Annotated in this window: 20 protein-coding genes and 1 pseudogene; 10 read left to right on the top strand and 11 right to left on the bottom strand. The window is 71.0% G+C overall.

The window, feature by feature from the left end; translation table 11 throughout:
• Positions 1 to 458 precede the first annotated feature (458 nt).
• Positions 459 to 1,571, top strand: coding sequence for a globin domain-containing protein (locus tag IE096_RS25140; RefSeq protein WP_373298202.1), 1,113 nt, complete (start codon positions 459 to 461; stop codon positions 1,569 to 1,571).
• Positions 1,572 to 1,577: 6 nt separating this feature from the next.
• On the opposite strand, the gene IE096_RS25135 is transcribed toward IE096_RS25140, so the two are convergent.
• From IE096_RS25135 to IE096_RS25125, 3 genes are all read right to left on the bottom strand, one after another.
• Complete coding sequence (locus tag IE096_RS25135; protein WP_189455481.1) at positions 1,578 to 2,075, bottom strand: NUDIX hydrolase; 498 nt, start codon at positions 2,073 to 2,075, stop codon at positions 1,578 to 1,580.
• A gap of 41 nt (positions 2,076 to 2,116) precedes the next feature.
• Positions 2,117 to 3,013 (bottom strand): LysR family transcriptional regulator, encoded by an 897-nt coding sequence (locus tag IE096_RS25130; RefSeq protein WP_189455479.1) that lies wholly within the window; start codon positions 3,011 to 3,013, stop codon positions 2,117 to 2,119.
• A gap of 253 nt (positions 3,014 to 3,266) precedes the next feature.
• Positions 3,267 to 3,647: a phage holin family protein gene (locus tag IE096_RS25125; protein ID WP_126915070.1), complete on the bottom strand. Its 381-nt coding sequence runs from the start codon at positions 3,645 to 3,647 to the stop codon at positions 3,267 to 3,269.
• A gap of 93 nt (positions 3,648 to 3,740) precedes the next feature.
• Between IE096_RS25125 and IE096_RS25120 the strand changes: the two genes are divergently transcribed.
• The 3 genes from IE096_RS25120 (at position 3,741) to IE096_RS25110 (ending at position 5,369) form a co-directional block, all read left to right on the top strand.
• Complete coding sequence (locus IE096_RS25120; RefSeq protein WP_189455477.1) at positions 3,741 to 4,058, top strand: cupin domain-containing protein; 318 nt, start codon at positions 3,741 to 3,743, stop codon at positions 4,056 to 4,058.
• Positions 4,059 to 4,276: 218 nt separating this feature from the next.
• The gene (locus IE096_RS25115; RefSeq protein ID WP_189455475.1) at positions 4,277 to 4,495 is read left to right on the top strand and encodes a DUF5326 family protein; all 219 of its coding nucleotides are present in this window, start codon (positions 4,277 to 4,279) and stop codon (positions 4,493 to 4,495) included.
• 427 nt (positions 4,496 to 4,922) lie between these two features.
• A complete protein-coding gene (locus IE096_RS25110; RefSeq protein ID WP_126915073.1) occupies positions 4,923 to 5,369 on the top strand; it encodes an SsgA family sporulation/cell division regulator in 447 nt (148 codons plus the stop codon).
• A 302-nt stretch (positions 5,370 to 5,671) separates the two neighbouring features.
• Here the strand turns inward: IE096_RS25110 and IE096_RS25105 are convergent.
• The 3 genes and pseudogenes from IE096_RS25105 to IE096_RS25095 form a co-directional block, all read right to left on the bottom strand.
• Positions 5,672 to 7,105 (bottom strand): annotated as a pseudogene (locus IE096_RS25105) (SPFH domain-containing protein); the annotation flags it as partial.
• A gap of 103 nt (positions 7,106 to 7,208) precedes the next feature.
• On the bottom strand, positions 7,209 to 7,409 hold the full coding sequence (locus tag IE096_RS25100) for an NfeD C-terminal domain-containing protein (RefSeq protein ID WP_189455472.1): 201 nt from the start codon (positions 7,407 to 7,409) through the stop codon (positions 7,209 to 7,211).
• 22 nt (positions 7,410 to 7,431) lie between these two features.
• Entirely contained in the window at positions 7,432 to 8,790 is a 1,359-nt protein-coding gene (locus tag IE096_RS25095) for a YibE/F family protein (RefSeq protein WP_189455470.1), read from the bottom strand.
• A 193-nt stretch (positions 8,791 to 8,983) separates the two neighbouring features.
• Here IE096_RS25095 and thiC point away from each other — a divergent pair, with 193 nt between their 5' ends.
• Entirely contained in the window at positions 8,984 to 10,759 is a 1,776-nt protein-coding gene (gene thiC, locus IE096_RS25090; protein ID WP_189455469.1) for a phosphomethylpyrimidine synthase ThiC, read from the top strand.
• A gap of 168 nt (positions 10,760 to 10,927) precedes the next feature.
• Here the strand turns inward: thiC and IE096_RS25085 are convergent, their stop codons facing one another.
• From IE096_RS25085 to IE096_RS25065, 5 genes are all read right to left on the bottom strand, one after another.
• Positions 10,928 to 11,689 (bottom strand): DUF6585 family protein, encoded by a 762-nt coding sequence (locus IE096_RS25085; protein ID WP_189455467.1) that lies wholly within the window; start codon positions 11,687 to 11,689, stop codon positions 10,928 to 10,930.
• Between the two features lie 330 nt (positions 11,690 to 12,019).
• Positions 12,020 to 12,208, bottom strand: coding sequence for a hypothetical protein (locus IE096_RS31610; protein ID WP_229820599.1), 189 nt, complete (start codon positions 12,206 to 12,208; stop codon positions 12,020 to 12,022).
• Between the two features lie 160 nt (positions 12,209 to 12,368).
• Positions 12,369 to 13,271, bottom strand: a complete 903-nt coding sequence (locus IE096_RS25075) for a hypothetical protein (protein WP_308430376.1) — start codon at positions 13,269 to 13,271, stop codon at positions 12,369 to 12,371.
• 186 nt (positions 13,272 to 13,457) lie between these two features.
• Entirely contained in the window at positions 13,458 to 14,567 is a 1,110-nt protein-coding gene (locus IE096_RS25070) for a metallophosphoesterase (protein WP_189455463.1), read from the bottom strand.
• Positions 14,568 to 14,849: 282 nt separating this feature from the next.
• Positions 14,850 to 15,962 carry a LacI family DNA-binding transcriptional regulator gene (locus tag IE096_RS25065; RefSeq protein ID WP_189455461.1) on the bottom strand — a complete coding sequence of 371 codons (1,113 nt, stop codon included), beginning with the start codon at positions 15,960 to 15,962 and terminating at the stop codon, positions 14,850 to 14,852.
• Positions 15,963 to 16,359: 397 nt separating this feature from the next.
• Here IE096_RS25065 and hisC point away from each other — a divergent pair, with 397 nt between their 5' ends.
• The 5 genes from hisC to IE096_RS25040 all read left to right on the top strand — a co-directional run bounded on the left by hisC (position 16,360) and on the right by IE096_RS25040 (position 25,523).
• Positions 16,360 to 17,439 carry a histidinol-phosphate transaminase gene (hisC, locus tag IE096_RS25060; protein WP_189455459.1) on the top strand — a complete coding sequence of 360 codons (1,080 nt, stop codon included), beginning with the start codon at positions 16,360 to 16,362 and terminating at the stop codon, positions 17,437 to 17,439.
• A 227-nt stretch (positions 17,440 to 17,666) separates the two neighbouring features.
• Positions 17,667 to 19,247: a cytochrome ubiquinol oxidase subunit I gene (locus tag IE096_RS25055; protein WP_189455457.1), complete on the top strand. Its 1,581-nt coding sequence runs from the start codon at positions 17,667 to 17,669 to the stop codon at positions 19,245 to 19,247.
• Between the two features lie 70 nt (positions 19,248 to 19,317).
• Positions 19,318 to 20,319, top strand: coding sequence for a cytochrome d ubiquinol oxidase subunit II (gene cydB, locus IE096_RS25050; RefSeq protein ID WP_189455455.1), 1,002 nt, complete (start codon positions 19,318 to 19,320; stop codon positions 20,317 to 20,319).
• 13 nt (positions 20,320 to 20,332) lie between these two features.
• The gene (gene cydD / locus IE096_RS25045) at positions 20,333 to 23,845 is read left to right on the top strand and encodes a thiol reductant ABC exporter subunit CydD (RefSeq protein ID WP_189455453.1); all 3,513 of its coding nucleotides are present in this window, start codon (positions 20,333 to 20,335) and stop codon (positions 23,843 to 23,845) included.
• Positions 23,846 to 23,942: 97 nt separating this feature from the next.
• Positions 23,943 to 25,523, top strand: coding sequence for a GAF domain-containing protein (locus IE096_RS25040; RefSeq protein ID WP_189455816.1), 1,581 nt, complete (start codon positions 23,943 to 23,945; stop codon positions 25,521 to 25,523).
• Positions 25,524 to 25,651 lie beyond the last annotated feature (128 nt).

Below are 25,651 nucleotides of genomic sequence, written 5' to 3'. Positions count from 1 at the left end.
TGAACGCTCCGACCACCCCGCCGACCCATGGCGGCGCGTCCGGACAGGGAGGCGAGAGGAACCGGTTCACCCCGGCCGAGGTGCCATGGACGGCGGAGGCGGAGGAGTTACCGGCGCCGGACGGGCCGGGTGGGTCACCGGCCGCGGGGGAGGGGCTCGCGGAGGCGCCCGGCGCGGTCCGCCCCCGGACCCCGGTCCAGGAGCACCATTCACCCCTGGGCGACCGCTGGCAGCCGCTGGCGTACCGCACGCACGCGCGGGAACACGAACGCCCGGCGGAAGAGCCCCCCGCGAGCCGCCCGGCCCCACCCCTCGTCCCGCCTCTCCCCGCGGCCCCACCCCTCCCCCCGGCCCCGCCCCGAGCCCCCGCATCGCCCCCGGCGCCCGCCGCTCCCCCCACGTGTCCCGGTAGCGGGAAGGCCCCGTCACCCGGCGGCTCACCGTCCTCCGACGCCCTGTTGATCCGCCGCACACTGGCTGAGATCGAGCCCGTCGCCGACAAGACCACCTCGTACTTCTACGCCCTGCTCTTCGTCCGCCGGCCGGAGCTGCGCGCCCTCTTCCCCGCCGCCATGGACGTCCAGCGCGACCGGCTGTTCAAGGCGCTGCTCACCGCCGCCCGCCACGCCGACGACACCGCGATCCTCACCACCTACCTCTCCCAACTCGGCCGGGGACACCGGAAGTACGGCACCGCCCCCACCCACTACCCCGCCGTCGGGGAGTGCCTGATCGACGCGCTCGCCCGCCACGCCTCCCGGACCTGGAACGACGCCACGCAGGCCGCGTGGGTGCGGGTCTACACCGCCATCTCCCAGATCATGATCGACGCGGCCGCCGAGGACGAGCGGAGTTCGCCGCCCTGGTGGCAGGCCGAGATCGTCGGCCATGAGCCGCGCACGCCGGACGTCGCCATCGTGACCGTACGGCCCGACCAGCCCTATCCCTTTCTCGCCGGCCAGTACGCGAGCGTGGAGACGCCCTGGTGGCCACGCGTGTGGCGGCACTACTCCTTCTCCTGCGCCCCGCGCGAGGACGGCCTGCTCTCCTTCCACATCAAGGCCGTGCCGGCCGGCTGGGTCTCGGGTGCGCTGGTCCATCGCGCCCGGCCGGGCGACGTCATCCGGCTCGGCCCCCCGGCCGGCTCGATGACCGTCGACCACGGCAGCGACAGCGGACTGCTGTGTCTGGGCGGCGGCACCGGCATCGCTCCGATCAAGGCACTGGTCGAGGACGTCGTCCGGCATGGGCGCAGTCGCCCCGTCGAGGTCTTCTACGGTGCCCGTCATGATGACGACCTCTACGACATAGACACCATGCTGCGACTGCAGAAGTCGCACCGCTGGCTCTCCGTGCGTCCAGTGATCTCCGACGGACCCACGCTCGGCCTGAGCGGGCAACTGCCGCAGGTCGTCCGCAAGTACGGTCCGTGGAACGCCTACGACGCCTATCTCTCCGGGCCGCCCGGGATGGTCCGCAGCGGGGTGGACACGCTGGTCGGCATAGGGATCCCGGCGCACCGGATCCGCCACGACTCGATCGACGAGCTGATGGCCTCGGTGGCGGGCTGAGGAGCGTCAGGCCAGGTCCGGCGCGAGGAGGGCCCGTACCCCCTCGATGTTCGCGCGCAGGAAGACCCGGAGGGACGGCGGCACGATCTCCACGGAGTCGATGCCCGCCCGGGTGAAGGGCACGCGCACCACCTCGTACGTCCCGCACGGCTCGTCGATCTCGGGGCCGTGCCGCCGCGAGAGGTCCATCGAGGCCAGTCGGCAGACGAAGAAGTGCTGCACCTTCACGCCGTGGGCGGCGTGGTGGAGGGAGTGGGAGACGGTGTCGACGAAGGCGGGGACCACATCGACGACCTTCGCGCCGAGCTCCTCGTCCACCTCGCGGTGGAGGGCGGCGACGACGGTGCTGTCCTCGGGCTCGACCCCGCCGCCGGGGGTGATCCAGTAGGGCGCCTCGCCGGGCTTGGTGCGTTTGATCAGGACGAGCCGGAGCGTCTCGGAGCCGGGTTCGCCGTCGAGCAGGATGGCGCGGGCGGTGCGTTTGACCACGGGCCGTTCGGTCATAGGGGACATCTGCCGCGCACGCCCCGGGGTGAAACCCCTTCTCACCAGGAAACGGCAGCGCGCAGCAGCCACTCGTGCGCCCGCGCGAGGTGGGGATGCGCCAGCGTGCCGGCCCTGACGACCAGGAAATAGGTGCGCAGCGGTGGTACCGGCGGATCCAGGAGCGCCACGACCTCGCCTGCGTCCAGGGCCTCTCCGCACAGATAGCGCGGCAGCACGCCGATGCCCGCTCCGGCGGCGACGCAGGAGAGCACCGCGCGCAGGTCGGGGACGATGACGGTGCCCGCGGCCAGGGGCTTGGAGTCGAAGACGGCCGACCAGTAGCGGGAGACGAAGGGCAGGCTCTCGTGGACCTCGACCACGGGCAGGTGTTCCAGGGTCGCGAGGCCCTTGTCGCGGACGACGGCCGGGCCGCCGAGGCGGGCCGCCCAGCGCGGGGCGGCGACGAGCACGTGCTCCTCGTCGCAGAGCGGTGTGGCGGCCAGCAGTCGGCCGCGCGGCCGGGAGGTGGCGATGACGAGGTCGTGGTGGCCGTCGGACAGGCCCTCGAAGAGTTCCTCGGCCATGCCGTGGGCGGCGCGTACGGCCAGGCCCCGGGCGATCAGGGGGACGAGCGCGGGCAGGGCGCGCAGGGCGGTGAACTCGGGAGGGCCGGCCAGGTGGAGGGTGCGGCTGGCCCACTGGTCGTCGAGGTCGGCCTCGGCGATCTCCAGCAGCGCGTCGACATGCGGGGCGATCTTGTGGGCGAGCTCGTCGCCGATGGTGGTGGGGCGGACCCCGCGCGCCTGGCGGAGGAAGAGCGGTCGGCCCAGCTGGCGTTCCAGTGTCCGGATCTGGCTGGTGACGGCCGGCTGGGAGAGGCCGAGGAGCGCTGCCGCCCGGGTGAAGGAGCCGGCCCTGTGCACCGTGACGAATGTGCGCAAAAGGGCCAGATCCATGTCGTCTCCCTGTGATGCCGCCACCGATCGTGAAGGAACTATAAATAAGTCGATAGGGCTGTGCCGCTAGGGTGATTGGACACTGACGCAGAGTCAACTAGCCTGGGTCGCGCGGTTCTTCGCGCGGTTCTTCGAGCGTGGAGCCGTGACGGCTCGAGCCAAGAGGGGGGAGGCTCGAGCCGTCCTCCTGTCGTGGCCCCGACGGGTCGGCCGAGGCGCCGGCGCGGGGCCCGGCGCCGTCGGATCCCGCGGTTCAGTCGTTCTCGTCCGGCAGGATGACGTGCATCGCCCAGGCCACGATCGAGATGATCACGCCGCCGACCAGCGCGGACCAGAAGCCGGCCACGTGGAAGGCCAGGTCCAGTCTGTCCGCCAGCCAGGAGGTCAGCAGCAGCATCAGGGCGTTGATCACCAGGGTGATCAGGCCGAGGGTCAGGATGAAGAGCGGGAACGACAGCAGCTTCACGACCGGCTTGACGATGAAGTTGACCGCGCCGAAGACGAGCGCGACGAGGAAGAGCGTGACCACCTTGCGAGCGGTGTTCTCGCCGGACAGCGTGATGCCCTTGAGCAGCCAGATGGCCACAGCCAGGGCCGCCGCGTTGGCGATCGTCTTGACTACGAAATTCTTCATGGTGAGATCGTTGCAGACGGGCGCGGCCGACGGGGATGCGCGCGAGGACCACGACCGGCCCGGCCGGGCCGAGCGGCGAGGAGTGGACGGCGAATGAAAGCGTTCCGGCTGGACGAGCTGGAGCAGGAGCGCGTCGCGAACGACGGCGCGTATTTGCAGTTCCTGCGGGAGCGGAACATGTCCGTGGGGCTGTACGCGCTGGACGCCGGCGCCTCCGACCCCCAAGGACCGCACGCCCAGGACGAGGTCTATGTGGTGGTGAGCGGCCGGGCGGCGGTCACGGTGGGCACGGAGACCACCACCGTCGGGCGCGGGAGCGTGGTGTACGTACCGGCCGGGACGCCCCACAAGTTCCACCACATCAGCGAGGATCTCCGGGTCCTCGTCGTCTTCTCTCCACCGGAGAGCTGACCTCCGCCCCGGAATCCCGTAGGGGGCCGTTCAGGGGTCTACGGGGGCTGTCGGGCCCCTGTCGGGCCGCTCCCCGGGCCTAGCATCGAGAACAGGCCGGGGTATTCCGCTCCGGACGGCCGGTGAATCACGGCGGGGCATTCATTCCCGTCCGCGCGGCGGCCATGACGTGACAAGAGCGTGTGAATCCACGCGTGATGCGGAGATCAGGAGTCGAGATGGCTGAGAAGGGGATATTCGCGGGACTGCCCTGGTGGGTGACCTGGGTCGCGGTGCCGGTTCTCGTGCTGGTGGTGTTCGGCAGCCTGATCATGAGCCTGCTCGGCTTTGTCATCAGCCTGCTCTTCAAGGCCCTGCTGCTGGTCGCGCTGGTCGCCGGCCTGATCTTCGTCGTCAAGAAGTTCACGTCGTCCTCCTCGTCGAAGGGCGACTGGTAGGAGTCGGCCGTCCCGGGCGAGGGGGACGCCCGGGCAGCGCCCACCGGGCAGGCGACGTCGCCCACGCCACCGTCCGGTGCCCGCTGGTCAACTCAACGAAGCGGAAGGCGAGGAGTTATCTCTCCCGTCAACATTCCTCCGTCAACGTGAACGCCGGGGGCACCGCCCCTACGGTAATCCGTGCGCCCTCGGGCCACTTTGGCCAGTTCTCGGCCGGTCCGTGGTGGCAAATCCCCTGTTACGACTCCACCCCGTAGTCGAGTCGCTACGCTCCAGAGTCGGAGAGCTCGTATGCTCACCCTCGGTCTCCATGAGTAACTGGAAAATCACTCCTTGTGATCCACCGGGCGTTCTTGTCAGACTATGGCGTCATTGGGGCCATCAGGCTTCAATCCCTGCCAAACCGACGAAGACGGGGCATTGGGCGATGCGCGACACAGTTCAGGCAGAAGTGGTCATGACCTTCCTCGTCTCCGAGGAGCTGTCCTTCCGGATCCCGGTGGAGCTGGGCTACGACAGCAGCGACCCGTACGCGGTGAAGTTCACCTTCCACCTCCCCGGCGACGCGCCCGTGACATGGGCCTTCGCCAGGGAGCTGCTCCTCGACGGGCTGAGCCAGCCCTCCGGCGAGGGCGATGTGCACATCGCCCCCGCCTCCTCCCAGCACCTGTCGGACGTGTTCATCCGGCTGCAAGTGGGCGGCGAAGGAGCCCTGTTCCGGGCCGGGGCGGCGCCGCTGGTGGCCTTCCTCGACCGCACCGACCGCGTCGCCCCGCTCGGCGAGGAGCACACGGTCGCCGACTTCGACTACGAACTCGCCGCGGCGCTCGACAGCATCCTCGCCGGCAACCCCGAGGGGCAGAACGCGGGTTAGCCGGCCTCGGGAGCCGGTGCGCCGCCGCCCGTCCCGGGCGTACCGCCGTCCTCCTCGATCGGTACCCGCTCGGCGCGCGGTGCCGCCCCCCGACCCTGCGGGGCGAACGCCGGGACCCGCGCCCGCGGCCCCGTGCCGCCGTCCGCCGCCGCGTCCGCGGTCACGCCGGCCGTACCGCCGTGCGCGTCCGAACCAGCGACCGTCACCCCGACAGCTCCACCGACAGCCCCACCGGCGCCACCCGCACCACCGGACGTTCCGGCGCCGCCGACCAGGCCACCGTTCCCCACCGTGCCCATGCCCGTGCCGGTGCCCGCGCTCGTGCCCGAGCCGGCTCCGTCGTTCGTGCCCATGGCCGCGAGCAGCTGCCGGGCGAGCCCCAGACCCGTACCTCCCATCGTCAGCGCCTTCGCGAACAGGTCGGACATGCCGTCCGCCCCGTTCAGCAGCACCATGTGGTCCACGTTTCCGAACGCCTGAGCGCCCGCCTGGACGATCTCGGGCCACTTCTCGGCGAGTTGCTGCGCGACCACCGCGTCCTGGTTCTCCGCGAGGGCCGCCGCCCGGGCCTTGAGCGCCTCGGCGTCGGCGAGCCCCTGGGCCCTGGCCGCCTCGGCCGCCGCCAGACCCTTGGCCTGCGCGGCGGCGGCCTCGGCCTCACCGGTGGCACGGGTCGCCGCGGCGGCGGCGTCACCGCGCGTCCTGGTGGCCTCCGCCTCGGCCCCCGCCGCCGCCTTCACGCGCGTCGCCTCGGCCGCCGCGGCGAGCTCCGTCTCCTTGGCCTGGGCCTCGGCCGCCGAGATCCGGGCGTCGCGCTCGGCCTCCGCGAGCGTCCGCTTCTCGTACGCCGCCGCGTCCGCGGGCTTGCGCACATCGGCCTGGAGCTGCTGCTCCCGGCGCATGGCGTCCAGCTCCGCGACCCGCGTCTCCTGGACGACGACCTCCTGGCGCGCGGCGGCCTCCGCCAGCGGGCCCGCCTGTCGCGCCTTCGCGGCAGCGCTGTCCCGCTCGGCCTGATATCCGGCCTGGAGGATCTCGCTGTCGCGCTGGGCCTCCGACATCCGTGCGGCGGCCTGCTGCTCGGCCTCGGTGGCCAGCCGGTCCGCCTCCGCCTGGGCGATCCGGGCGTCCCGGCGCACGGCGGCGGCGTGCGGCGCCGAGAGGTTCTGGATGTAGCCCGTGGGGTCCTGGATCTCATGGATCTGGAGGGAGTCGATGATCAGGCCCAGCTTCTCCATCTCCGTGCCCGAGGCGGCCCGGGTCTCACCCGTCAGCCGTTCCCGGTCGCGGATCATGTCCTCCACGGTCAACCCGCCGACGATCGAGCGCAGATGGCCGGCGAAGACGTTGTGCACCCGCTCGGGCATGTGTTTCTGCTGGTCGAGGAAGCGGCGGGCGGCGTTGGCGATCGAGACGAAGTCATCGCCCACCTTGAAGATCACCACGCCGTGCACCTTCAGTGGAATGCCCTGTTTGGTGACGCAATCCACGTTGAGATCCGCCTCGTTGAGGTCGAGGGACAACTTGCGTACCGCCTGCACCCCCGGCAGCACGAACGTCCCCCGCCCCGTGACTATCCGGAATCCCAGCCCGTCCCCCAGGCCCTCCGTGCGGTGCCTGGAACCGGAGATGATCAGGGCCTCATTGGGCTCCGCGACCCGCCACATGAGCTTGAACAGCCCGACCAGGATGATGACCGCGACGAGGACAGCCCCCGCCACGACGCCAACGACCATGCGTCCCTCCCCCTTTACGACCCACTGCGGGCCGTACGTTCACGAAGTGTGCGACCCGGCAGAGCCGGGTGAAGACGCTGATACCCCGCCCGCGACTCCGAAATCAGGTGTAGACGGACGTCACATAGACGGTGCGCGGCGGTTGATATTCCGTGACCATCACGACCGTCCCCCGCTCGATGCGCTCGCCCGGCTCGGCGGCGTAGGCCAGGAAGGCCTCGGCGCCGCCCCGGACCCGCACGATCACCTCGCCGACCAGCCCGGGGCCGACCGTCCCCGTCACTCTGCCCAGCTCACCGACCACTGGAAGCCCCCCCGCCTTCCCGTTACTTCGCGCGGCGGCGCCTGCCGCCCCGGGCCCTGGCCCGCCCCTTGCCTCCTCCATCATGCCGGTCGGCACTGACAACGAGCGCGGCGAGGAGGGTCGTCACCGGCACCGAGGCCACCAGGCCGATGCTGCCCACCAGCGTCCGGACGATCTCCTCCGCGACGATCTCGCTGGTGGCCACCGTGCCCACGCCGCTGTCCGCGATCGAGAACAGCAGCAGCAGCGGCAGGGACGCGCCCGCGTACGCCATGACCAGCGTGTTCACGACCGAGGCGATGTGGTCCCGCCCGATGCGCATCGCGGAACCGTAGAGTTTCCGCCAATTGGCCGACGGGTTGGCTTCCTTCAGCTCCCATACCGCCGAGGTCTGGGTGACCGTGACGTCGTCGAGCACACCCAGCGAGCCGATGATGATGCCGGCGAGCAGCAGGCCCCGGATCTCGATCTGCGGGTAGAGGCCGTGCACCAGTCCCGTCTGGTCGTCGGTGTTGCCCGTCAGATGGGCCCAGTCGATGAACACCGATCCGAGCAGCCCGATGACCAGCAGGGAGGTCAGCGTGCCCAGCACCGCCACGGAGGTGCGCGCGTTGAGCCCGTGGCACATGTAGAGCGCGATCAGCATGATCGCGCTGCCGCCGATCACGGCGACCAGCAGGGGATTCGAGCCCTGGAGGATCGCCGGGAGGATGAACATTGTCAGGACCCCGAAACTGATCACCAGGGCCACCAGCGCGAAGACGCCGCGCAACCGGCCCACGACCACGACCGCGAGCGCGAACACCCCCGCGAGCAGGGCCATCGGGAAGTCGCGGTCCACGTCCGTGACCGAATAGCGCAGGTTCTCCGGCGCCTTCGGCGCGTAGGCGAGAACCACCTTCTGGCCCACGTCGTAGCGGCGCGACGCGCTCGGCTGGACGATCTCGGTGAAGGTCCTGCCCTTGTCCGGGCCCTCGGTCACCTCGATGGTGGCCTTCTCGCAGGTGCCCTGCGCGGGCGCCGGGGCGGGCGAGGGTCCCTGCTGCGGCGCGCCCGGCAGCCCGCCGCCCTTCGGGCAGTCGAATTTCTCGATCTTCGTCACCTGCCCCGACCGCAACTGCTGGTCGAGGCCGACACCGGTGTGCTGATGCGGCGGCGCGCCGCCCGGCCAGAGGACTATCAGCCCGGCCAGCACCGCCACCGTGAAGGGGACGAGTACCGCCGCGATCACCTTGCGGAGGTGTGCCGAAACGGGCGTCGCGGGCCCGTGGCTGTGGGAGTGCCCATGGGAATGTCCAGGGGAGTGCCCGTGGGAATGTCCGTGCGGTTGGGCCTGCGCATGCGAGTGGGGGGCGTGGGGTGTGGGCTCGGTGGGGGTCACCGCCGCATCATCGCAAGCCCCACTGGCCCTCCGGTCGACGGAGGCGCTAGCGTGGTGCCACCTTTGCAATCGCGGGAGCTCGGAGCACCGGGCTGAGAGGGCGCTGACCTTCGTACGGGAGCACGTACGGAAGCCGCTGCGTCGACCGCCGAACCTGTTACCGGGTAATGCCGGCGTAGGGAGTTACGGTCATATGACCACGCAGGATGCACGCACGTCCGCGACCGGCCGGGAGATCGGCTGGCACAAGGACTACGTGACCGGCTCGCGGCCGGACCTCAGGGTTCCGGTGCGGCGGGTTCACCTCACCAACGGGCAGGACGTGCGGCTGTACGACACGTCCGGCCCGTACACCGACCCGGCCGTCGAGACGGACGTCCGGCGCGGTCTCCTCCCGCTGCGGGAGAACTGGATCATCGCCCGCGGCGACACCGAGGAGTACGCGGGGCGCCCCATGCGCCCGGAGGACGACGGCATCAAGCACACGTCCCCCCGAGGAGGCCTGAAGAACCTCGACGCGGTCTTCCCCGGCCGCCCCCGCCAGCCGCGCCGAGGCCGCGGCGGCGCGGCGGTGACCCAGCTGGCCTACGCGCGCCGGGGCGAGATCACCTCCGAGATGGAGTACGTCGCCCTCCGCGAGAACGTCTCCCCCGAGACGGTCCGCGAGGAGATCGCGGCCGGCCGGGCCGTCCTCCCGGCGAACGTGAACCACCCGGAGATCGAGCCGATGATCATCGGCAAGAAGTTCCTGGTCAAGGTGAACGCCAACATCGGCAACTCCGCCGTCACCTCCTCCATCGAGGAGGAGGTGGAGAAGATGACCTGGGCGACCCGCTGGGGCGCCGACACGGTCATGGACCTCTCCACCGGCCGCAACATCCACACCACCCGTGAGTGGGTGCTGCGCAACTCCCCCGTGCCCATCGGCACCGTGCCGCTCTACCAGGCCCTGGAGAAGGTCGACGGCAAGGCCGAGGAGCTGACCTGGGAGATCTACAAGGACACGGTCATCGAGCAGGCCGAACAGGGCGTCGACTACATGACCGTCCACGCCGGCGTCCTGCTCCGCTACGTCCCGCTGACCGCCCGCCGCAAGACCGGCATCGTCTCGCGCGGCGGCTCGATCATGGCCGCGTGGTGCCTGGCGCACCACAAGGAGTCGTTCCTCTACGAGAACTTCGAGGAGCTCTGCGAGATCCTCGCCGCGTACGACGTCACCTACTCCCTCGGTGACGGCCTGCGCCCCGGTTCGATCGCGGACGCGAACGACGAGGCCCAGTTCGCCGAGCTCAAGACCCTCGGCGAGCTCAACCGGATCGCCAAGCGGCACAACGTCCAGACCATGATCGAGGGCCCGGGCCATGTCCCGATGCACAAGATCAAGGAGAACATCGACCTCCAGCAGGACATCTGCGAGGAGGCCCCGTTCTACACGCTCGGCCCCCTGACCACGGACGTCGCGCCCGCGTACGACCACATCACCTCGGGCATCGGCGCGGCGATGATCGCCTGGTGGGGCACGGCGATGCTCTGCTACGTCACGCCCAAGGAGCACCTGGGCCTGCCGGACCGCGACGACGTCAAGACCGGTGTGATCACCTACAAGATTGCGGCACATGCGGCGGATCTGGCCAAGGGCCACCCGGGCGCCCAGGAGTGGGACGACGCGCTCTCCGACGCGCGTTTCGAATTCCGCTGGGAGGACCAGTTCAATCTGGCCCTCGACCCGGACACCGCCCGCGCCTTCCACGACGAGACGCTTCCGGCGGAGCCGGCGAAGACCGCGCACTTCTGCTCGATGTGCGGTCCGAAGTTCTGTTCGATGAAAATCAGCAGAAGCATCACAGAACGATTCGGTGCCGATGCGGACGAATCGGCCTCTTCCGAGGAGGTTGAGGCCGGGATGCTCCAGAAGTCCAAGGAGTTCGCGGCTGCGGGCAACAGGGTCTACCTGCCGATGGCCGAGTAGGCATCCGGAAGTCTCGGGTGCGCGGAGCGGGCGCTGTCGTCGTACAGCGTTCGCTCCGCTGCTTCGCTACGGCCCGGGACCTAGTGCTCCTCCGCAGAAATTTGCGGAGGAGTGCCGAACAGACTGCGGGGCTGTCGAGTCAGAGGTCGGGCTATCCCGGGTTGCGTGTCAGTTCCTCCTGAGCCGGTGACCGGCACAGAGTTGGTCGACGACCGTGAGGAACAGGAAGAAATTGGGGATCTTCGCTACCGGGGTGTTCGACCACGACAGCAATTTGCCGGCCTTCGCCAGGAAGACGACGCCGTTCTTGACTTCGATCTTCTGGATCTCGCTCCACTGCACGGCACCACGCTTGACGGTGGCGATCCCGCCCATGGTCATCGCGATGTCGCCGAACTGAATGGCGGCGCCCCGTTCCAGCGTGGCGATCACGTTGGGCAGTTGGGCCCGGGTGACCTCGTGTTGGATAGCACTGCCCCAGCGGTCTGGATCGGCGTAGAAGTTGGTCAGCTTGATCGTGGAACCGTCCGGCTTGAACAGCGTATACAGGTAGGTGGTCCCGACATAGACGCCGTTGGCGTACCGCCTGGTGATCTGCTGGAGCACCGTCATCGAGTCCCAGCGGAAGGCGCTGACCGGACCGCTATGGTCGGCGACGATCAGGCCGTGCTCGAACAGGTGGATGCGCTTTGCCGCCTGCTTGCGGGAGAAGTTGGGGGCCTGGAGAAGGAGCCAGACGAAGAACAGGCCGGGCAGGACGAAGCACGCCAGGCCGAGGAGTGCGAAGAAGACCATCCCGGCTGTCCGGCCGGCGCCGAGGCGCTTGGGGAAGAAAGTCTCCCGGTGCCACCCCAGTCCCTGGGCGGCGGCGAGGGACGCAACCGCGTCCGGTATCCGCTCCGGGGCCGCGTGGGCTGCGGCTGTCGCCATGGTGCCTCTTTCATAGCGCCCGAGGTGTCTTCCACGGGCAAGAGCGATTCGAGCATGCGGAGCCTACTGGTCGCCGGATGGACCTCCCCACTGGGCTGCCGTTCCGCACCTGGTGCTGTTCCATCAACACCGGACGGCGGCCTCCTTCGGACGAAGGGTGGCCCTGTCGTCCTCCACCCGAATGGTCGCCATGCCGCGACGGCCTTTCCAGGCCACGTCGGCCAGCCCCTTGGCCACGAAGCCCTCCGCAGAGAGGTCCTGGATCCCGTTCGAATCGTCGACGTGGATCGGGTATCCCTCGGTTGTGGTGCCCTTCGCGAGGTCGACGAGTCACTGTTCGAAATCGTCGCGGACGACTTCCTCTTTGCTCTGATAAACGACCAGCCAATTGAACTTCGCGGCATCGCCGGTCATGTGCCGGTGCTGGTCCTCGACGCCGTGAGCATCCCTGACACGGCCGTCGAACGAGATGCGGGCGTAGCAGACCACGCAGTTGAGGGTGGGGTCCGTGTCCACCATGGCCCGGACCGTCTCCACGCTCGGTAAGCCTTCGGGCGTACCGCGCCGCCGGCAACCGGGTGTATCTCCCGATCGCCGAGTAGCCGACGGAGCCGCCCGCACAGGGCCCTCCGGGCCGCTTTCACGGTGGTGCGCGACGCCCTGTCGCGCACCACCGTCGTCAGTCCTTCCGGGGGGCCTGGCGGGGGGCCGGGCCGCCGAACTCGGGGCCCGTGTAGTCCGGGCTGGTGAAGCCCGTCCGGGTGGGGGAGGACCGGCCGTCGTCGGGGCTCGAGAAGCCGGGGCGGGAGTAGCCGAGCTGGGGGGTGCGGCCGGGACTGGTGCGGTTTCTGGGGGAGGGCGGGCGGCGTTGGGCCGCCGGGGTGTTGGCCAGCGACTCCCGGAGGAACGGCAGGATGCCCCGGTCCAGCAGCGCCTGCCGCCAGGCCTCACGGGCCCGCTCGGTCTCCTGCGAGAGCTGGTCGTAGCCGTCGGGAAGACCGTCGTGCCGCGGCGTCTCCTCCGTCTGCCTGCCGTTGCGCACGGCCGTGACCAGCATGCCGGAGCTGGCGATGAGCACCGCGGCGACGGTGAAACCGCCGAACCACCAGCCGATCTTGATGATCGGGTCGGCGACGGCGCCGTTCGACCCGACCGTCCGCAGGACGTAGCCGATGAGCAGGAAGAGGAAGGCGGCGATCCCCGCCAGGACGGGGGCGAGCACGACGACGACCGCGCCGGCGCCCGCTCCCGGGTCCTCGGGGACGTCCGCGGGGGAGAGGGAGGGGGACGGCGCGCCCGTGGGGTCGTCGTCCTCGCCCGCCGGCGGCCTGGCGGTGGCCGACCAGGCGCGCTGTTCCTCCCGCGCCCTGACGAAGTCCTGATATTCCGTCATCGCGCAGGCGGAGATGGCCGTCATGGCGCTGAGGGCCATACTGCGCAACTGTTCGGTATTGAGGCGCTGTCCTATCGCGGCGGCCAGGGCGCTGATCTGTGGGTCATGGTTCGCGGTACGCAACGCCTGGTCGAGAACTCGCTCGAATTCCGGGCGGTCCTCGGTCAGCAGGTGCGGAGCGCTGTTCATGTGCATCCCCCGATGCTCCGTAGGGCCCTCTTGCCGGCCGGTGCCGACGGTGGGCGGAAACGGAGGAGAGCCTGCTACGGATAAGCCGATGGTAGAGCCGCACCGGCGCGTGGTGACAGTCGGTTTCCCGAATTACCCCGCGTCGGTGGAACTCCTCACCTGCCCGTGCGCCGCCCCGCTGAACCCTCAGCCCGCCAGGGGAAGTTGTACGACCAGCAGCTTTCCGGCCATGGTGACGCCGCCGTCCATGGCGAGCGCGAGCCCGTCGGCGTAGAGGTGCGGGCCGTCCACGCGGGGCGCGCCCTCGTCACCGTCCGCGTCCTCGGTGCCGACTTCGCCGAGGAGGTAGGGGATGGGGCTGTGGCCGTGCACGATACGGCTGCCGCCGTAGGCGTGGAGCAGCTCGCGTACGGCCAGGGGGCCCGCTTCCTCGTCGCGGAAGGCGAAGCGCTTGGTGAATTTGCGGAAGAGATCCCAGCATTCGTCGGGGTCGTTCCGCTGGAGGGCTTCGGTGATCGCGTCGTTGACGGCCTCGATGGAGTCGCCGTACTCCAGATAGGCGGTCGTGTCGGAGTGGACGAGCAGGTGCCCGTCCTCCTCGGCGATCGCGTCCAGGCGCGACATCCACTGCAGGTGGTGGTCCTCCAGGCGCTCCATGTCGGAGCGCTGGCCGCCGTTGAGCAGCCAGGCGGCCTGGAAGGACGCGGTGCCGGCGCCCGAGTTCACCGGGGTGTCGGCGAACCGCTTGGCGCCGATCAGCAGCAGCTCGTGGTTGCCCATGAGGGCCTTGCAGTAGCCGCCGGCGGCGGCCGCCTCGGCGGACAGCCGCATGACCAGGTCGATCACGCCGACGCCGTCCGGGCCCCGGTCGGTGAAGTCGCCGAGGAACCACAGCCGGGCGTTGCCCGCGGCCCAGTGGCCGTGCTCGTCGATGAGGCCCTGCTCGAAGAGCGCGTGGTGGAGCTCGTCGAGATAGCCGTGCACGTCGCCGACGACGTACAGCGGGCCGGGCCCCGACGGCAGGGGCTGCTGCTGCGGCTGCGGGGCGGAGAGCGGGGTCAGCTCCACGGTGGGCACGTCCTGGGGCGCGGCGGGCCCGCCGATGACCGGCAGGTCACGGGCGGTCGGGGTGTAGCCCTCGGGGTACTCCGGGTACTCGTGGGCGGGCTGTACGGGCGGGGGCGCGGCATGGGTGTAGCCGGGCGCGGGTGTGGCTTCCCCGAGGAAGGGCGGCATAGCCGCCGTGGTCCGTGCCGCTCCCTGACCGGCCCCCTGAGTCATCGACCCCTCCACCATCGCGCCGCCGTGCACCTTGTGGACCTTGCCTGGTCGACGGCGGTCCGTGGTGTCGTGCGCCCATCATAGGAATGACCGTCGCGCCTTGTGACGCACCAGGGGCCGTGAATCGGGGCGGGAGGCCGGGATCGCCGGTCATTTCTCCCCAAATGAGCCGTTAAATGTGCCGTAAGCGCCGGTCAGGCGGCCCCCGGGCGGCTCCCCGGGGCGGATGACCCACTGCCCGTGCGCCGGACACGGGGTCCACTTCCGGTTGACGCGCGTCGGGCGGGGTGCGGAGGGTCAGGGGGTGGCGGGGCCGCGGGGCGCGCTGATGGTGGTGCGCGGCGGGCGCCGTTCGGAGGAGGTCCGGACGATCAGTTCGGTGGGTATCACCTGTTCCACCGGCCGGCCCGTGTCGAGCCCCTCGATCGCGTCGATCAGCAGTTGGACGACGGCGGTGCCGATGCGCCGGGGCTTGAGCGAGAGCGTGGTGATCGGCGGTTCGGTGGTCGCGTAGACGGTGGACTCGCTGCAGCAGACGATCAGCAGGTCGTCCGGGACGCGCAGGCCGTAGCGGCGGGCGGCGGCGAGGAGGTCGGTGCCGTTGGGGTCGAACAGCCCGTAGACGGCGTCCGGCCGGTCGGGCCGGGCCAGCAGCCGGTCGGCGGCGACGGCGCCCGCGCACGGGTCGTGGGCGGGGTACTCCTCGTAGACCGGGTCCTGGCCGACCCGCTCGCACCAGCGCAGGTAGGCGGTGGTGGAGAGCCGGGTGTAGGTGTCCGTGGTGGTGCCGGTGAGCAGGCCGATCCGGCGGGCCCCGGCGTCGGCCAGGTGGTCGAGGATGCCGAGCACGGCCGCCTCGTGGTCGTTGTCGACCCAGGCGGTCACCGGCAGGGAGCCCGCGGGGCGGCCGTCGGAGACCACGGGGATGCCCTGGCGGACCAGGTCGGAGACGACGGGGTCGTGGTCGGAGGGGTCCACCACGACCGTGCCGTCCAGGGCGACGTTGGACCACACGTCGTGCCGGGAGGTGGCGGGGAGGATGACCAGGGCGTAGCCGCGGGCGAGGGCGGCGGAGGTGGCGGCCCTGGCCATCTCGGCGAAGTAGGCGAACTCGGTGAAGGTGAAAGGTTCATCCCCGTAGGTGGTCACGGTCAGGCCGATCAGCCCCGACTTGCCGGTACGGAGGGTGCGGGCCGCCGCCGACGGGCGGTAGCCCAGCCGGTCGGCGACTTCGCGGACATGGCGGCGGGTCGCGTCCGGGAGCCGGCCCTTGCCGTTGAGCGCGTCGGAGACGGTCGTGATCGAGACGCCGGCGGCGGCGGCCACGTCCCGGATGCCCGCCCGTCCTTGCCGGCTGGCCCGGCGGGATGTCTCGGCCCGGCTCACCTGGTGCTTCCCTGCTGCTGTCATGGCAGGCCGATAGTAGGGCTCGGTTGGTCCTTTGGCAGGGCACCGCATTTGACTGTTGACAGGCACGTTTCTGCTCTGGCGATTTCCTCCAATGATCATGGAAACAGAGGCCGTTGAGCGCTTTTGTGGTGGGCCATCGGGCTGTGGCATATCCACGCCTCATGAATGGTCCAGGTCTCGGTGAGGTCTCAACTCACCTTCACGAGGGATGCGCGCCAGGGCGCCCGCCACGGCGCGTGACAGGTAGAGGAGCGCTCCGACAACTATGGACGCCGCCCGGGGCAATCCTCATAAGGTGTGCAGTATTCCGATCAGGATTCCCACAGGACTCCCGTCAGGGGTGCCCCGCGGGGGCGTCCCGCCGGGGTGTCCCGTCAGAGGTGGAGGAGGACCCGCGGTGACCGAGAAGACCCCGAAGCTGCGCGCCGCGCTCGAGGCCGTGCCGACCTACAAGCCGGGCAAGCCGGCGGCCCCCGGCGGCCCCGTCGCCTACAAGCTCTCCTCCAACGAGAATCCCTATCCGCCGCTCCCGGGAGTGCTGGAAAGCGCTGTCGCGGCCGCCTCCACCCTCAACCGCTACCCGGACATGGCCTGTGCCGGGCTGATGGCCGAGCTCGCCGAGCGCTTCGGCGTGCCGCTCTCGCACCTGGCGACCGGCACCGGCTCGGTCGGGGTGGCTCAGCAATTGGTCCAGTCGACGGCGGGCCCCGGTGATGAGGTCATCTACGCCTGGCGCTCCTTCGAGGCGTACCCGATCATCACCCGGATCGCCGGGGCCACCCCGGTCGAGGTGCCGCTGACCGAGGACGCGGCGCACGACCTGGAGGCGATGCTCGCCGCGATCACCGAGCGGACCCGGCTGATCTTCGTCTGCAACCCCAACAACCCCACTGGCACCGTCGTGGGCCGCGCCGAGCTGGAGTCCTTCCTGGACCGGGTCCCCGGTGATGTGCTGATCGTCCTGGACGAGGCCTACATCGAGTTCATCCGGGACGAGGACGTCCCCAACGGCATCGACCTCTACCGTGACCGGCCGAACGTCTGTGTGCTGCGGACCTTCTCCAAGGCCTACGGGCTCGCCGGGCTCCGCATCGGCTTCGCGATCGCGCACGAGCCGGTGGCGGCGGCGCTCCGCAAGACGGCGGTGCCGTTCGGCGTGAGCCAGGTGGCCCAGGACGCGGCCGTCGCCTCGCTGCGGAGCGAGGAGGCGCTGCGCGAGCGCGTGGACGCGCTGGTGGCCGAACGGGCGCGGGTGGTCGAGGCGCTGGCCGGGCAGGGCTGGACGCTGCCGGTCTCGCAGGCCAACTTCGTCTGGCTGCCGCTGGGGGACCGGGCCCTGGACTTCGCCGCCGCGTGCGACCGGGCGGGCGTGGTCGTCCGGCCGTTCCAGGGCGACGGCGTGCGCGTGACGATCGGCGAGACCGAGGCGAACGACATCTTCCTGCGGGTGGCCGAGGAGTTCCGCAAGGAGCTGTAGCCGGTGGCGGGCGCACGCCCGCCATCCGGGACCGGGGTACCCCGTTCGGCGCTAGGGCCGAAGGGGGTACCCCCCTTGTTTGTCCGAAAAGCGGGTGCGCCATAATGCTTGTGAATGTGAACGCGTTCACAAGCTCTGTCTTTATGTCCTGCTTTAACTGGGGCATACACGGGCATAACGTCGGCGGCACGCGTTGCCGACGACGCAAGAGGCAAGGAGAGACCCCGGTGAATCTGGCTCTGGCTCCGGAGACGCTCGCGCGGTGGCAATTCGGCATCACGACCGTCTACCACTTCCTCTTCGTACCGCTCACGATCAGCCTTGCCGCGATCACGGCCGGCCTCCAGACGGCCTGGGTCCGTACGGACAAGGAGAAGTACTTCCACGCCACGAAGTTCTGGGGAAAGCTCTTCCTGATCAACATCGCGATGGGCGTGGTCACCGGCCTCGTCCAGGAGTTCCAGTTCGGGATGAACTGGTCCGACTACTCGCGCTTCGTCGGGGATGTCTTCGGGGCGCCGCTCGCGATGGAGGCGCTGCTGGCCTTCTTCTTCGAGTCCACCTTCATCGGCCTGTGGATCTTCGGCTGGGACAAGCTGCCCAAGAAGATCCACTGCGCGTGCATCTGGATCGTCGCCGTCGGCACGATCCTCTCCTCCTACTTCATCCTGGCCGCCAACTCCTGGATGCAGCACCCGGTCGGTTACCGCATCGACAAGGCGACCGGCAAGGCGCAGCTCACGGACATCTGGGCCGTGCTCACGCAGAACACCACGCTGGTCGTCGTCTTCCACACCCTCACCGCCGCCTTCCTCACCGGCGCCGCGTTCGTCGTCGGCGTCGCCTCCTTCCACCTGTGGCGCGCCAAGCGCAAGCAGCTCAAGGGCGAGGAACTCGGCGAGAAGCAGCGCAAGCAGCTGCCGGCGATGCTCGCCTCGCTGCGCGTCGGTCTGGTGATCGCGGTGATCGCCGGGCTGGGCACGGCGCTCAGCGGTGACTCGCTGGGCAAGGTGATGTTCGAGCAGCAGCCGATGAAGATGGCCGCCGCCGAGGCCCTGTGGGACACCCAGGCGCCGGCGCCCTTCTCGGTCTTCGCGGTCGGCGACGTCAGCAAGGGGCACAACAGCGTCGAGATAGAGATCCCCGGCCTGCTGTCCTTCCTCTCCCACAGCAACTTCTCCGACCCCGTCCCCGGCATCAACGACATCGCCGCGCAGGAGGCCGCGCGCTACGGCGGGCAGCCGAAGGACTACATCCCCAGCATCTTCATGACCTTCTGGGGCTTCCGCCTCATGATCGGCTTTGGGATGACCTCCTTCGTGGCCGCGCTCATCGGGCTGTGGACGACCCGCAGAAAGCTTTGGCTCGCGCCCGAGTACCGGGTCGGGGAGGACGAGATCCCGCGCCTGATGCTCACGCGGACGCGCGAGATGAGCCCCTTCTTCACCAAGTGGTCCTGGCGCATCGGCATCCTGACCATGGGCTTCCCGCTCATCGCCAACTCCTTCGGCTGGATCTTCACCGAGATGGGCCGCCAGCCCTGGGGCGTCTACGGGCTGATGAAGACCGGCAACGCCGTCTCGCCCGGGGTGAGCCAGGGCGAGGTGATCACCTCGATGACCGTCTTCACCGCGCTCTACGCGATCCTCGCGGTGGTCGAGGTGAAGCTGCTGGTCAAGTACGGCTCGGCCGGGCCCGACACGGACGAGAAGCCGCCGACGAAGGACCCCCGGCTGCGGATGCCGGGCGGTGACCGGGGCGCGGAGCTGCCCGAGGACGCCGACAAGCCGATGACCTTCGCGTACTGACGCGTGCCTTTCGCCTACTGACGCGTGACCTTCGCGTACCGACGCGCGCGGTGGAACGGAGAACCCGACCATGCACCTCCACGACTTCTGGTTCCTGCTGATCGCCGTCCTGTGGATCGGCTACTTCTTCCTCGAAGGCTTCGACTTCGGCATCGGCGTCCTCACCAAGACGCTGGCCAAGGACCGCACCGAACGACGGGTGCTGATCAACACGATCGGCCCCGTCTGGGACGGCAACGAGGTCTGGCTGATCACCGCGGCCGGCGCGACCTTCGCCGCCTTCCCCGACTGGTACGCCACCCTCTTCAGCGGCTTCTACCTGCCCCTGCTGGCCGTGCTCCTCTGCCTGATCGTGCGCGGCGTCGCCTTCGAGTACCGCCACAAGCGCAACGAGGAGCGCTGGCAGCGCAACTGGGAGAACGCGATCTTCTGGTGCTCGCTGCTGCCCGCCTTCCTCTGGGGCGTCGCCTTCGCCAACATGGTGCGCGGGGTGCCGATCGGCCCGGACAAGAACTTCACCGGCGGCGTGCTCGACCTGCTGAGCCCGTACGCCCTGCTCGGCGGCCTGTTCACGCTGGTGCTGTTCACCTTCCACGGTGCGGTCTTCGCCGCGCTCAAGACCGTCGGCGACATCCGGCACCGCGCCCGGGCCCACGCCGCCCGCTACGGCCTGGCCGCCGCGGCGCTCGCGGCGGCCTTCCTGGCCTGGACGCAGGCCGAGTCCGGCAACGGGCGCAGCCTGCCCGCCGCGGTCGTCGCGGTGGTGGCGCTGCTCGCGGCCCTGGCCCTCAACCGGACGGGCCGGGAGGGCTGGGCGTTCGCCCTGTCCGGGGTGACGGTCGTGGCCGTCTTCGCGATGGTCTTCCTCGCGCTCTTCCCGGACGTCATGCCCTCCTCGTCCGACCCGGCGTGGAGCCTGACCGTGAGCGACGCCTCCTCCAGCCCGTACACGCTGCGGATCATGACGTGGGTCGCGGGCTTCATGACCCCCGTGATCGTGGGCTACCAGGCGTGGACGTACTGGGTGTTCCGCAAGCGGATCGGCACCCAGCACATCCCGGCCGCGCACTGAGGCGGGGCGCGCCATGAAGCCCGTCGACCCCCGGCTGCTGCGGTACGCCGCCGCGACCCGTTTGTTCCTGGCCGCGTCCGTCGTGCTCGGGCTGGCCGGGGCGGGCCTGGTCATCGCCCAGGCGATGCTCGTCGCCGAGGTGGTGACCGGGGCCTTCCAGCGCGGGCTCACGGCCCGTGATCTGGGGCTGCCGCTGGCGCTGCTGGCCGCCGTCTCCCTCGGCCGGGCGGCGGTGGCCTGGCTCACCGAACTGGCCGCGCACCGCGCGAGCGCGGCGGTCAAGTCCGCCCTGCGGACCCGGCTGCTCGAACACGCGACCAGGCTCGGCCCCGGCGCCCGGAACACCGGCGAGCTGACCACCCTCGCCACGCGCGGAATCGACGCGCTGGACGGCTACTTCGCCCGCTACCTCCCCCAGTTGGGTCTCGCGGCCGTCGTGCCCGTGGCCGTCCTCGCCCGGATCGTCTCCGCCGACTGGGTGTCGGCGCTCGTCATCGTCCTCACGCTCCCTCTCATCCCCCTCTTCATGGCCCTGATCGGCTGGGCCACCCAGGGCCGGATGGACAAGCAGTGGCGGCTGCTGTCCCGGCTGTCCGGCCACTTCCTGGACGTCGTCGCGGGGTTGCCCACGCTCAAGGTGTTCGGCCGGGCCAAGGCGCAGGCCGAATCCATCCGCGCGATCACCGCCGACTACCGGCGGGCCACCCTGCGCACCCTGCGGCTCGCCTTCCTCTCCTCCTTCGCGCTGGAACTGCTGTCCACCCTGTCCGTGGCGCTCGTCGCGGTCGGCATCGGCATGCGGCTCGTCCACGGCGAACTCGACCTCTACACCGGGCTGATGGTGCTCGTCCTGGCCCCGGAGGCCTATCTGCCGCTGCGGCAGGTGGGCGCGCAGTACCACGCGGCGGCGGAGGGCCTGGCGGCCGCGGACGAGGTCTTCGCCGTGCTGGAGACCGAACCGGCACCCGCCGGCACCCTCCTGGCCCCCGACGCCCGTGGCGCGGCGCTCACGGTGGACCGGCTCGTGGTGCGGCACGCGGGACGCGGCACGCCCTCGCTGGCCGAGACCTCGTTCGAGGTGCGGCCCGGGGAGACGGTCGCGGTGACCGGGCCCAGCGGAGTCGGCAAGACCACCCTGCTGAACGTGCTGCTCGGCCTCGAACGACCCACGAGCGGGCGGGTGTTCGTCGGTAACGCGGATCTGGCATCGCTCTCCCCCGAAAGCTGGCGGGACCAGGTGGCCTGGGTCCCGCAACGACCCCATCTCTTCGCCGGGACGATCGCCGAGAACGTCCGGCTGGCCCGGCCCGGCGCCACGGACGCACAGGTGCGGGAGGCACTGCGCGCGGCCGGGGCGCTCGAGTTCGTCTCCATGTTGCCGCAGGGCACTGACACTCGCCTCGGCGAGGACGGGAGCGGGCTGTCCGCCGGGCAGCGGCAACGCCTCGCGCTCGCCCGGGCGTTCCTGGCCGACCGGCCGGTACTGCTGCTCGACGAGCCCACGGCGGCGCTGGACGGCGGGACCGAGGCGGCGGTGGTCGAGGCGGTACGACGGCTGTCCGCCGGACGCACGGTCGTCCTCGTCGTCCACCGCCCGGCCCTGCTGTCGGTGGCGGACCGGGTGGTGCGGCTGGAGGCGCCGCAGTCCGTGGCGGCCCGATCGACCGTTCAGCGGGAACGGGACTACGAGCCGGTGGCCCCCGCAGACGTCGACACGGTTCCGGGTAATGGGCGGGCGGGTGGGCATGACCCCGCGCGAAGCGCGGGGGTTCTGACCCGCATCCGCGCGGCCGGACGCCCGTACACGGCCCGGTTCGCCCTGGCGCTAGGGCTGGGCGCCCTCGCCCTGGGCAGTGCCGTCGGCCTGATGGCCGTCTCCGGATGGCTGATCTCCCGCGCCTCGGAGCAACCCCCCGTCCTGTACCTGATGGTGGCCGTCACGGCCACGAGAGCCTTCGGCATCGGCCGTTCCGTCTTCCGCTACGCCGAGCGGCTGGTCTCCCACGACGCCGCCCTGCGCGTCCTCGCGGAGCTGCGCGTGTCGGTTTACCGACGGCTGGAGCGGCTGGCTCCGGCGGGGCTGCGGGACACCCGGCGCGGTGACCTGCTCTCGCGGCTGGTCGCCGACGTGGACGCGTTGCAGGACTACTTCCTGCGCTGGCTGCTGCCGCTCGGCGCGGCCGTGCTCGTCGGCGTCGTTTCGGTCGGGTTCACCGCGTGGCTGCTGCCGGAGGCCGGGGTGGCGCTGGCGGTGGGGCTGCTGGTGGCCGGGCCGGTCGCGGCCGCGCTGTCCGGGGCGGTCGCCCGGCGCGCGGAGCGCCGGCTGGCGCCCGCGCGCGGGGAGTTGTCCACCCATGTGGTCGAGGTGCTGAACGGCACCGCCGAGCTGACGGTCGCCGGTGCCCTGCCCGGTCGGCTGGAGCGGCTGCGGAGCGCCGACGCCGCGCTCACCCGGATCGCCCGCCGGGCCTCCGCCGCGACGGCCCTCGGCTCCGGCCTGTCGGCCCTGGCCTGTGGGCTGACCGTGGCCGCCTCGGCGTGGGCGGGAGTGAACGCCGTGCACGAGGGCCGGCTCGGCGGGGTGTGGCTGGCCGTGGTGGTGCTCACGCCGCTGGCGGCGTTCGAAGCGGTCGCGGGGCTGCCGCTCGCGGTGCAGTACCGCCAGCGCGTCCGGCGCTCGGCGGAGCGGGTGTACGAGGTGCTGGACGCGCCCGCGCCCGTACGGGACGGTTCGGGGGCGGCGCCGGAGTCGCCGTTCCCGCTGCGCGTGACGGGGCTGACGGCACGCCATCCGGGGCAGTCCGTGCCGGCCCTGGACGGCTTCGAGCTGGAGCTCACGGCGGGCCGCCGGGTCGCCGTGGTCGGGGAGTCCGGTTCGGGCAAGACCACGCTCGCGCGGGTGCTGCTGCGCTTCCTGGACGCGGAGGCAGGCTCGTACACCCTCGGCGGCCAGGAGGCGGCGGGGACGGACGGGGACGCGGTGCGGCGGCTCGTGGGCATGTGCGAGCAGGACGCCCACATCTTCGACAGCTCGGTCCGTGAGAACCTGCGGCTCGCGCGGCCCGGCGCGGACGACGGGGAGCTCCGCGAGGCGCTGCGGGCGGCGCGGCTCCTGGAGTGGGTGGACGGTCTTCCCCAGGGGCTGGACACGCCGGTGGGCGAGCACGGCGCGCGGATGTCCGGAGGCCAGCGACAGCGGCTGGCCCTCGCCCGGGCTCTGCTGGCGGACTTCCCGGTCCTGGTGCTGGACGAGCCCGCCGAGCACCTCGACCTGGCGACCGCCGACGCCCTGACGGCCGACCTGTTGACGGCCACGGAAGGCCGGACGACCGTGCTGATCACGCACAGGCTCGCGGGGTTGGCGGCCGTCGACGAGATAGTCGTGCTGGAGCGGGGGCGCGTGGTGCAACGAGGGGCGTACGAAGAGCTCGCGTCGGCGCCCGGGCCGTTCCGCCGGGCGCTGGCACGGGAAGCGGCGGCGGACACCAGCCTCACGGCGCTTTCCCCGGCAATTGGTGCTTATTAGGCTCGGCCCCATGGCAGCGACGGCGCACCCCTCCGACCCGCAGGACCGGGACCCGCGGGACCGGAACCCGCGGGACGGCGTGCCCGACCGGGGGCCGATGGACTCGCTGGAGGTCGCCACGGAGGCCACCCGCAGCCTCCAGGGCCTGTCCACGGCGCTCACCGGGCGCGTGCCGCAACTGCTGGAGGCCATGCGCTCGGTCGGCACCGGCATGGAGCTCCACACCACGCTCGACCGCATCTGCCGGACCGCCGCCGAACTCGCCGACGCCCGGTGCGCCGCCATCGGCGTGCTCGACGCCGGCGGCGAGGGGATGTCGGACTTCGTCACGTACGGGGTCGCCGAGGACGAGTACGAGCGCGTCGCGGCCTTTCCCGACGGCAGGCACGCCCTGGGGGTGCCGATCCGGGTCGGGGGCGAGATCTTCGGCAACCTCTACCTCACCGAGAAGCGCGACGGCGGTGAGTTCGGCGTCGCGGACCTGCACATGGTGAAGATCCTGGCGACCGAGGCGGGCATCGCGATCGGCAACGCGCGCGTGCACGAGGAGCGCGGCCAGCGCATGCGCTGGATCGACGGTTCGGTCGCGGTGACGACGGCCCTGCTGTCGGGCAGTGACGCCGAGGACGCGCTCGCGGTCGTCGCCGAACAGGCGCGCAGACTCGCGGATTCGTCCGCCGGCATCGTGCTGCTGCCGGACGGCGAGGGCGGGCTGGAGATGGTCGCCGTCTCCGCCGAGGACCCCGCCGGCCTCCTGGGGACGGTGATACCGCCGCACAGCCCGGTCGTCTCCCAGCTCCTCGCCGGGGAGCCGGTGTTCGTCGACGACTCGGCCACCGACCCGCGCATGATCACGGAGGTCGCCCCGCGGTTCGGCCCGAGCATGCTGCTGCCGCTCAAGAGCGGCGACCGGGTGCTCGGCACGCTCGCCATCCCCCGGCGGCGCGGCGCCCGCAAGTACACGGCCACCGAGCGCGTCCTGGCCACCCAGTTCGCCGCGCAGGCCGCCCTCGCGCTCGTTCTGGCCGAGGCCCAGCGGGACCGGGAGCGGCTGGCCGTCTACGAGGACCGCGACCGGATCGCCCGCGATCTGCACGATCTGGTCATCCAGCGGCTGTTCGCCACCGGGCTGCTGCTGGAGGGCGCCCAGCGGCTCGCCGCCGAGACCGAGGTGCGCAAGAAGGTCGGACAGGCCGTCGACGAGCTCGACGTGACCATCCAGGAGATCCGCACGGCCATCTTCGCGCTGCAGCAGGAGCCCACAGAGGCACCCGCCGGGCTGCGGACGCGCGTACTGCGCGAGCTGGGCACGGCGGCCGTGCCGCTCGGCTTCCAGCCCTCCGCGAACTTCGTCGGCCCGGTCGACGCGAAGGTCGGCGAGCTCACCGGCAAGAACCTCATCGCCGCGCTGCGGGAGGCGCTCTCCAACGCCTTCCGGCACGCCCGGGCGTCCCGCATCGAGGTGCTGGTCGACGCCACGATCACCTTGCCGGACGGCCGGGAAGGAGTCCGGCTGACCGTCTCCGACGACGGGGTGGGCATCCCGGAGGGCGGCCGCCGCAGCGGGCTGCGCAACCTCGCCAAGCGCGCCGAGTCGCTGGGCGGGTCCAGCTCGTACGGGCCCGGTCTGGGCGAGGACGGGGGCGGTACGCGGGTGGTGTGGGAAGCGCCCCTGTAGGACGCCGCCTGCGGCCCTGTGGGTGGCTGAGTTCCTCCGAACGGTCTTCCGCGGGCGCGCCCGGGCGGTACGCCAGTGAAGATCGCGAGCATGCTGCTGCGTTCATATCGCACATGTCGCACTCGCCG

This window comes from Streptomyces abikoensis, from assembly GCF_014648775.1.
Classification (GTDB): domain Bacteria; phylum Actinomycetota; class Actinomycetes; order Streptomycetales; family Streptomycetaceae; genus Streptomyces; species Streptomyces abikoensis.
The sequence above is the reverse complement of the archived record's forward strand: the minus strand, read 5'-3'. Positions and strand labels throughout refer to the sequence as shown.

Excerpts from the sequence above, each read along its gene's own strand:
- IE096_RS25135 (WP_189455481.1), bottom strand. The coding sequence starts at position 2,075 with ATGACCGAACGGCCCGTGGTCAAACGCACCGCCCGCGCCATCCTGCTC.
- IE096_RS25130 (WP_189455479.1), bottom strand. The coding sequence starts at position 3,013 with ATGGATCTGGCCCTTTTGCGCACATTCGTCACGGTGCACAGGGCCGGC.
- IE096_RS25125 (WP_126915070.1), bottom strand. The coding sequence starts at position 3,647 with ATGAAGAATTTCGTAGTCAAGACGATCGCCAACGCGGCGGCCCTGGCT.
- IE096_RS25120 (WP_189455477.1), top strand. The coding sequence starts at position 3,741 with ATGAAAGCGTTCCGGCTGGACGAGCTGGAGCAGGAGCGCGTCGCGAAC.
- IE096_RS25115 (WP_189455475.1), top strand. The coding sequence starts at position 4,277 with ATGGCTGAGAAGGGGATATTCGCGGGACTGCCCTGGTGGGTGACCTGG.
- IE096_RS25110 (WP_126915073.1), top strand. The coding sequence starts at position 4,923 with ATGCGCGACACAGTTCAGGCAGAAGTGGTCATGACCTTCCTCGTCTCC.
- thiC (WP_189455469.1), top strand. The coding sequence starts at position 8,984 with ATGACCACGCAGGATGCACGCACGTCCGCGACCGGCCGGGAGATCGGC.
- IE096_RS25085 (WP_189455467.1), bottom strand. The coding sequence starts at position 11,689 with ATGGCGACAGCCGCAGCCCACGCGGCCCCGGAGCGGATACCGGACGCG.
- IE096_RS31610 (WP_229820599.1), bottom strand. The coding sequence starts at position 12,208 with ATGGTGGACACGGACCCCACCCTCAACTGCGTGGTCTGCTACGCCCGC.
- IE096_RS25075 (WP_308430376.1), bottom strand. The coding sequence starts at position 13,271 with ATGAACAGCGCTCCGCACCTGCTGACCGAGGACCGCCCGGAATTCGAG.
- IE096_RS25070 (WP_189455463.1), bottom strand. The coding sequence starts at position 14,567 with ATGGTGGAGGGGTCGATGACTCAGGGGGCCGGTCAGGGAGCGGCACGG.
- IE096_RS25065 (WP_189455461.1), bottom strand. The coding sequence starts at position 15,962 with ATGACAGCAGCAGGGAAGCACCAGGTGAGCCGGGCCGAGACATCCCGC.
- cydB (WP_189455455.1), top strand. The coding sequence starts at position 19,318 with ATGCACCTCCACGACTTCTGGTTCCTGCTGATCGCCGTCCTGTGGATC.
- cydD (WP_189455453.1), top strand. The coding sequence starts at position 20,333 with ATGAAGCCCGTCGACCCCCGGCTGCTGCGGTACGCCGCCGCGACCCGT.
- IE096_RS25040 (WP_189455816.1), top strand. The coding sequence starts at position 23,943 with ATGGACTCGCTGGAGGTCGCCACGGAGGCCACCCGCAGCCTCCAGGGC.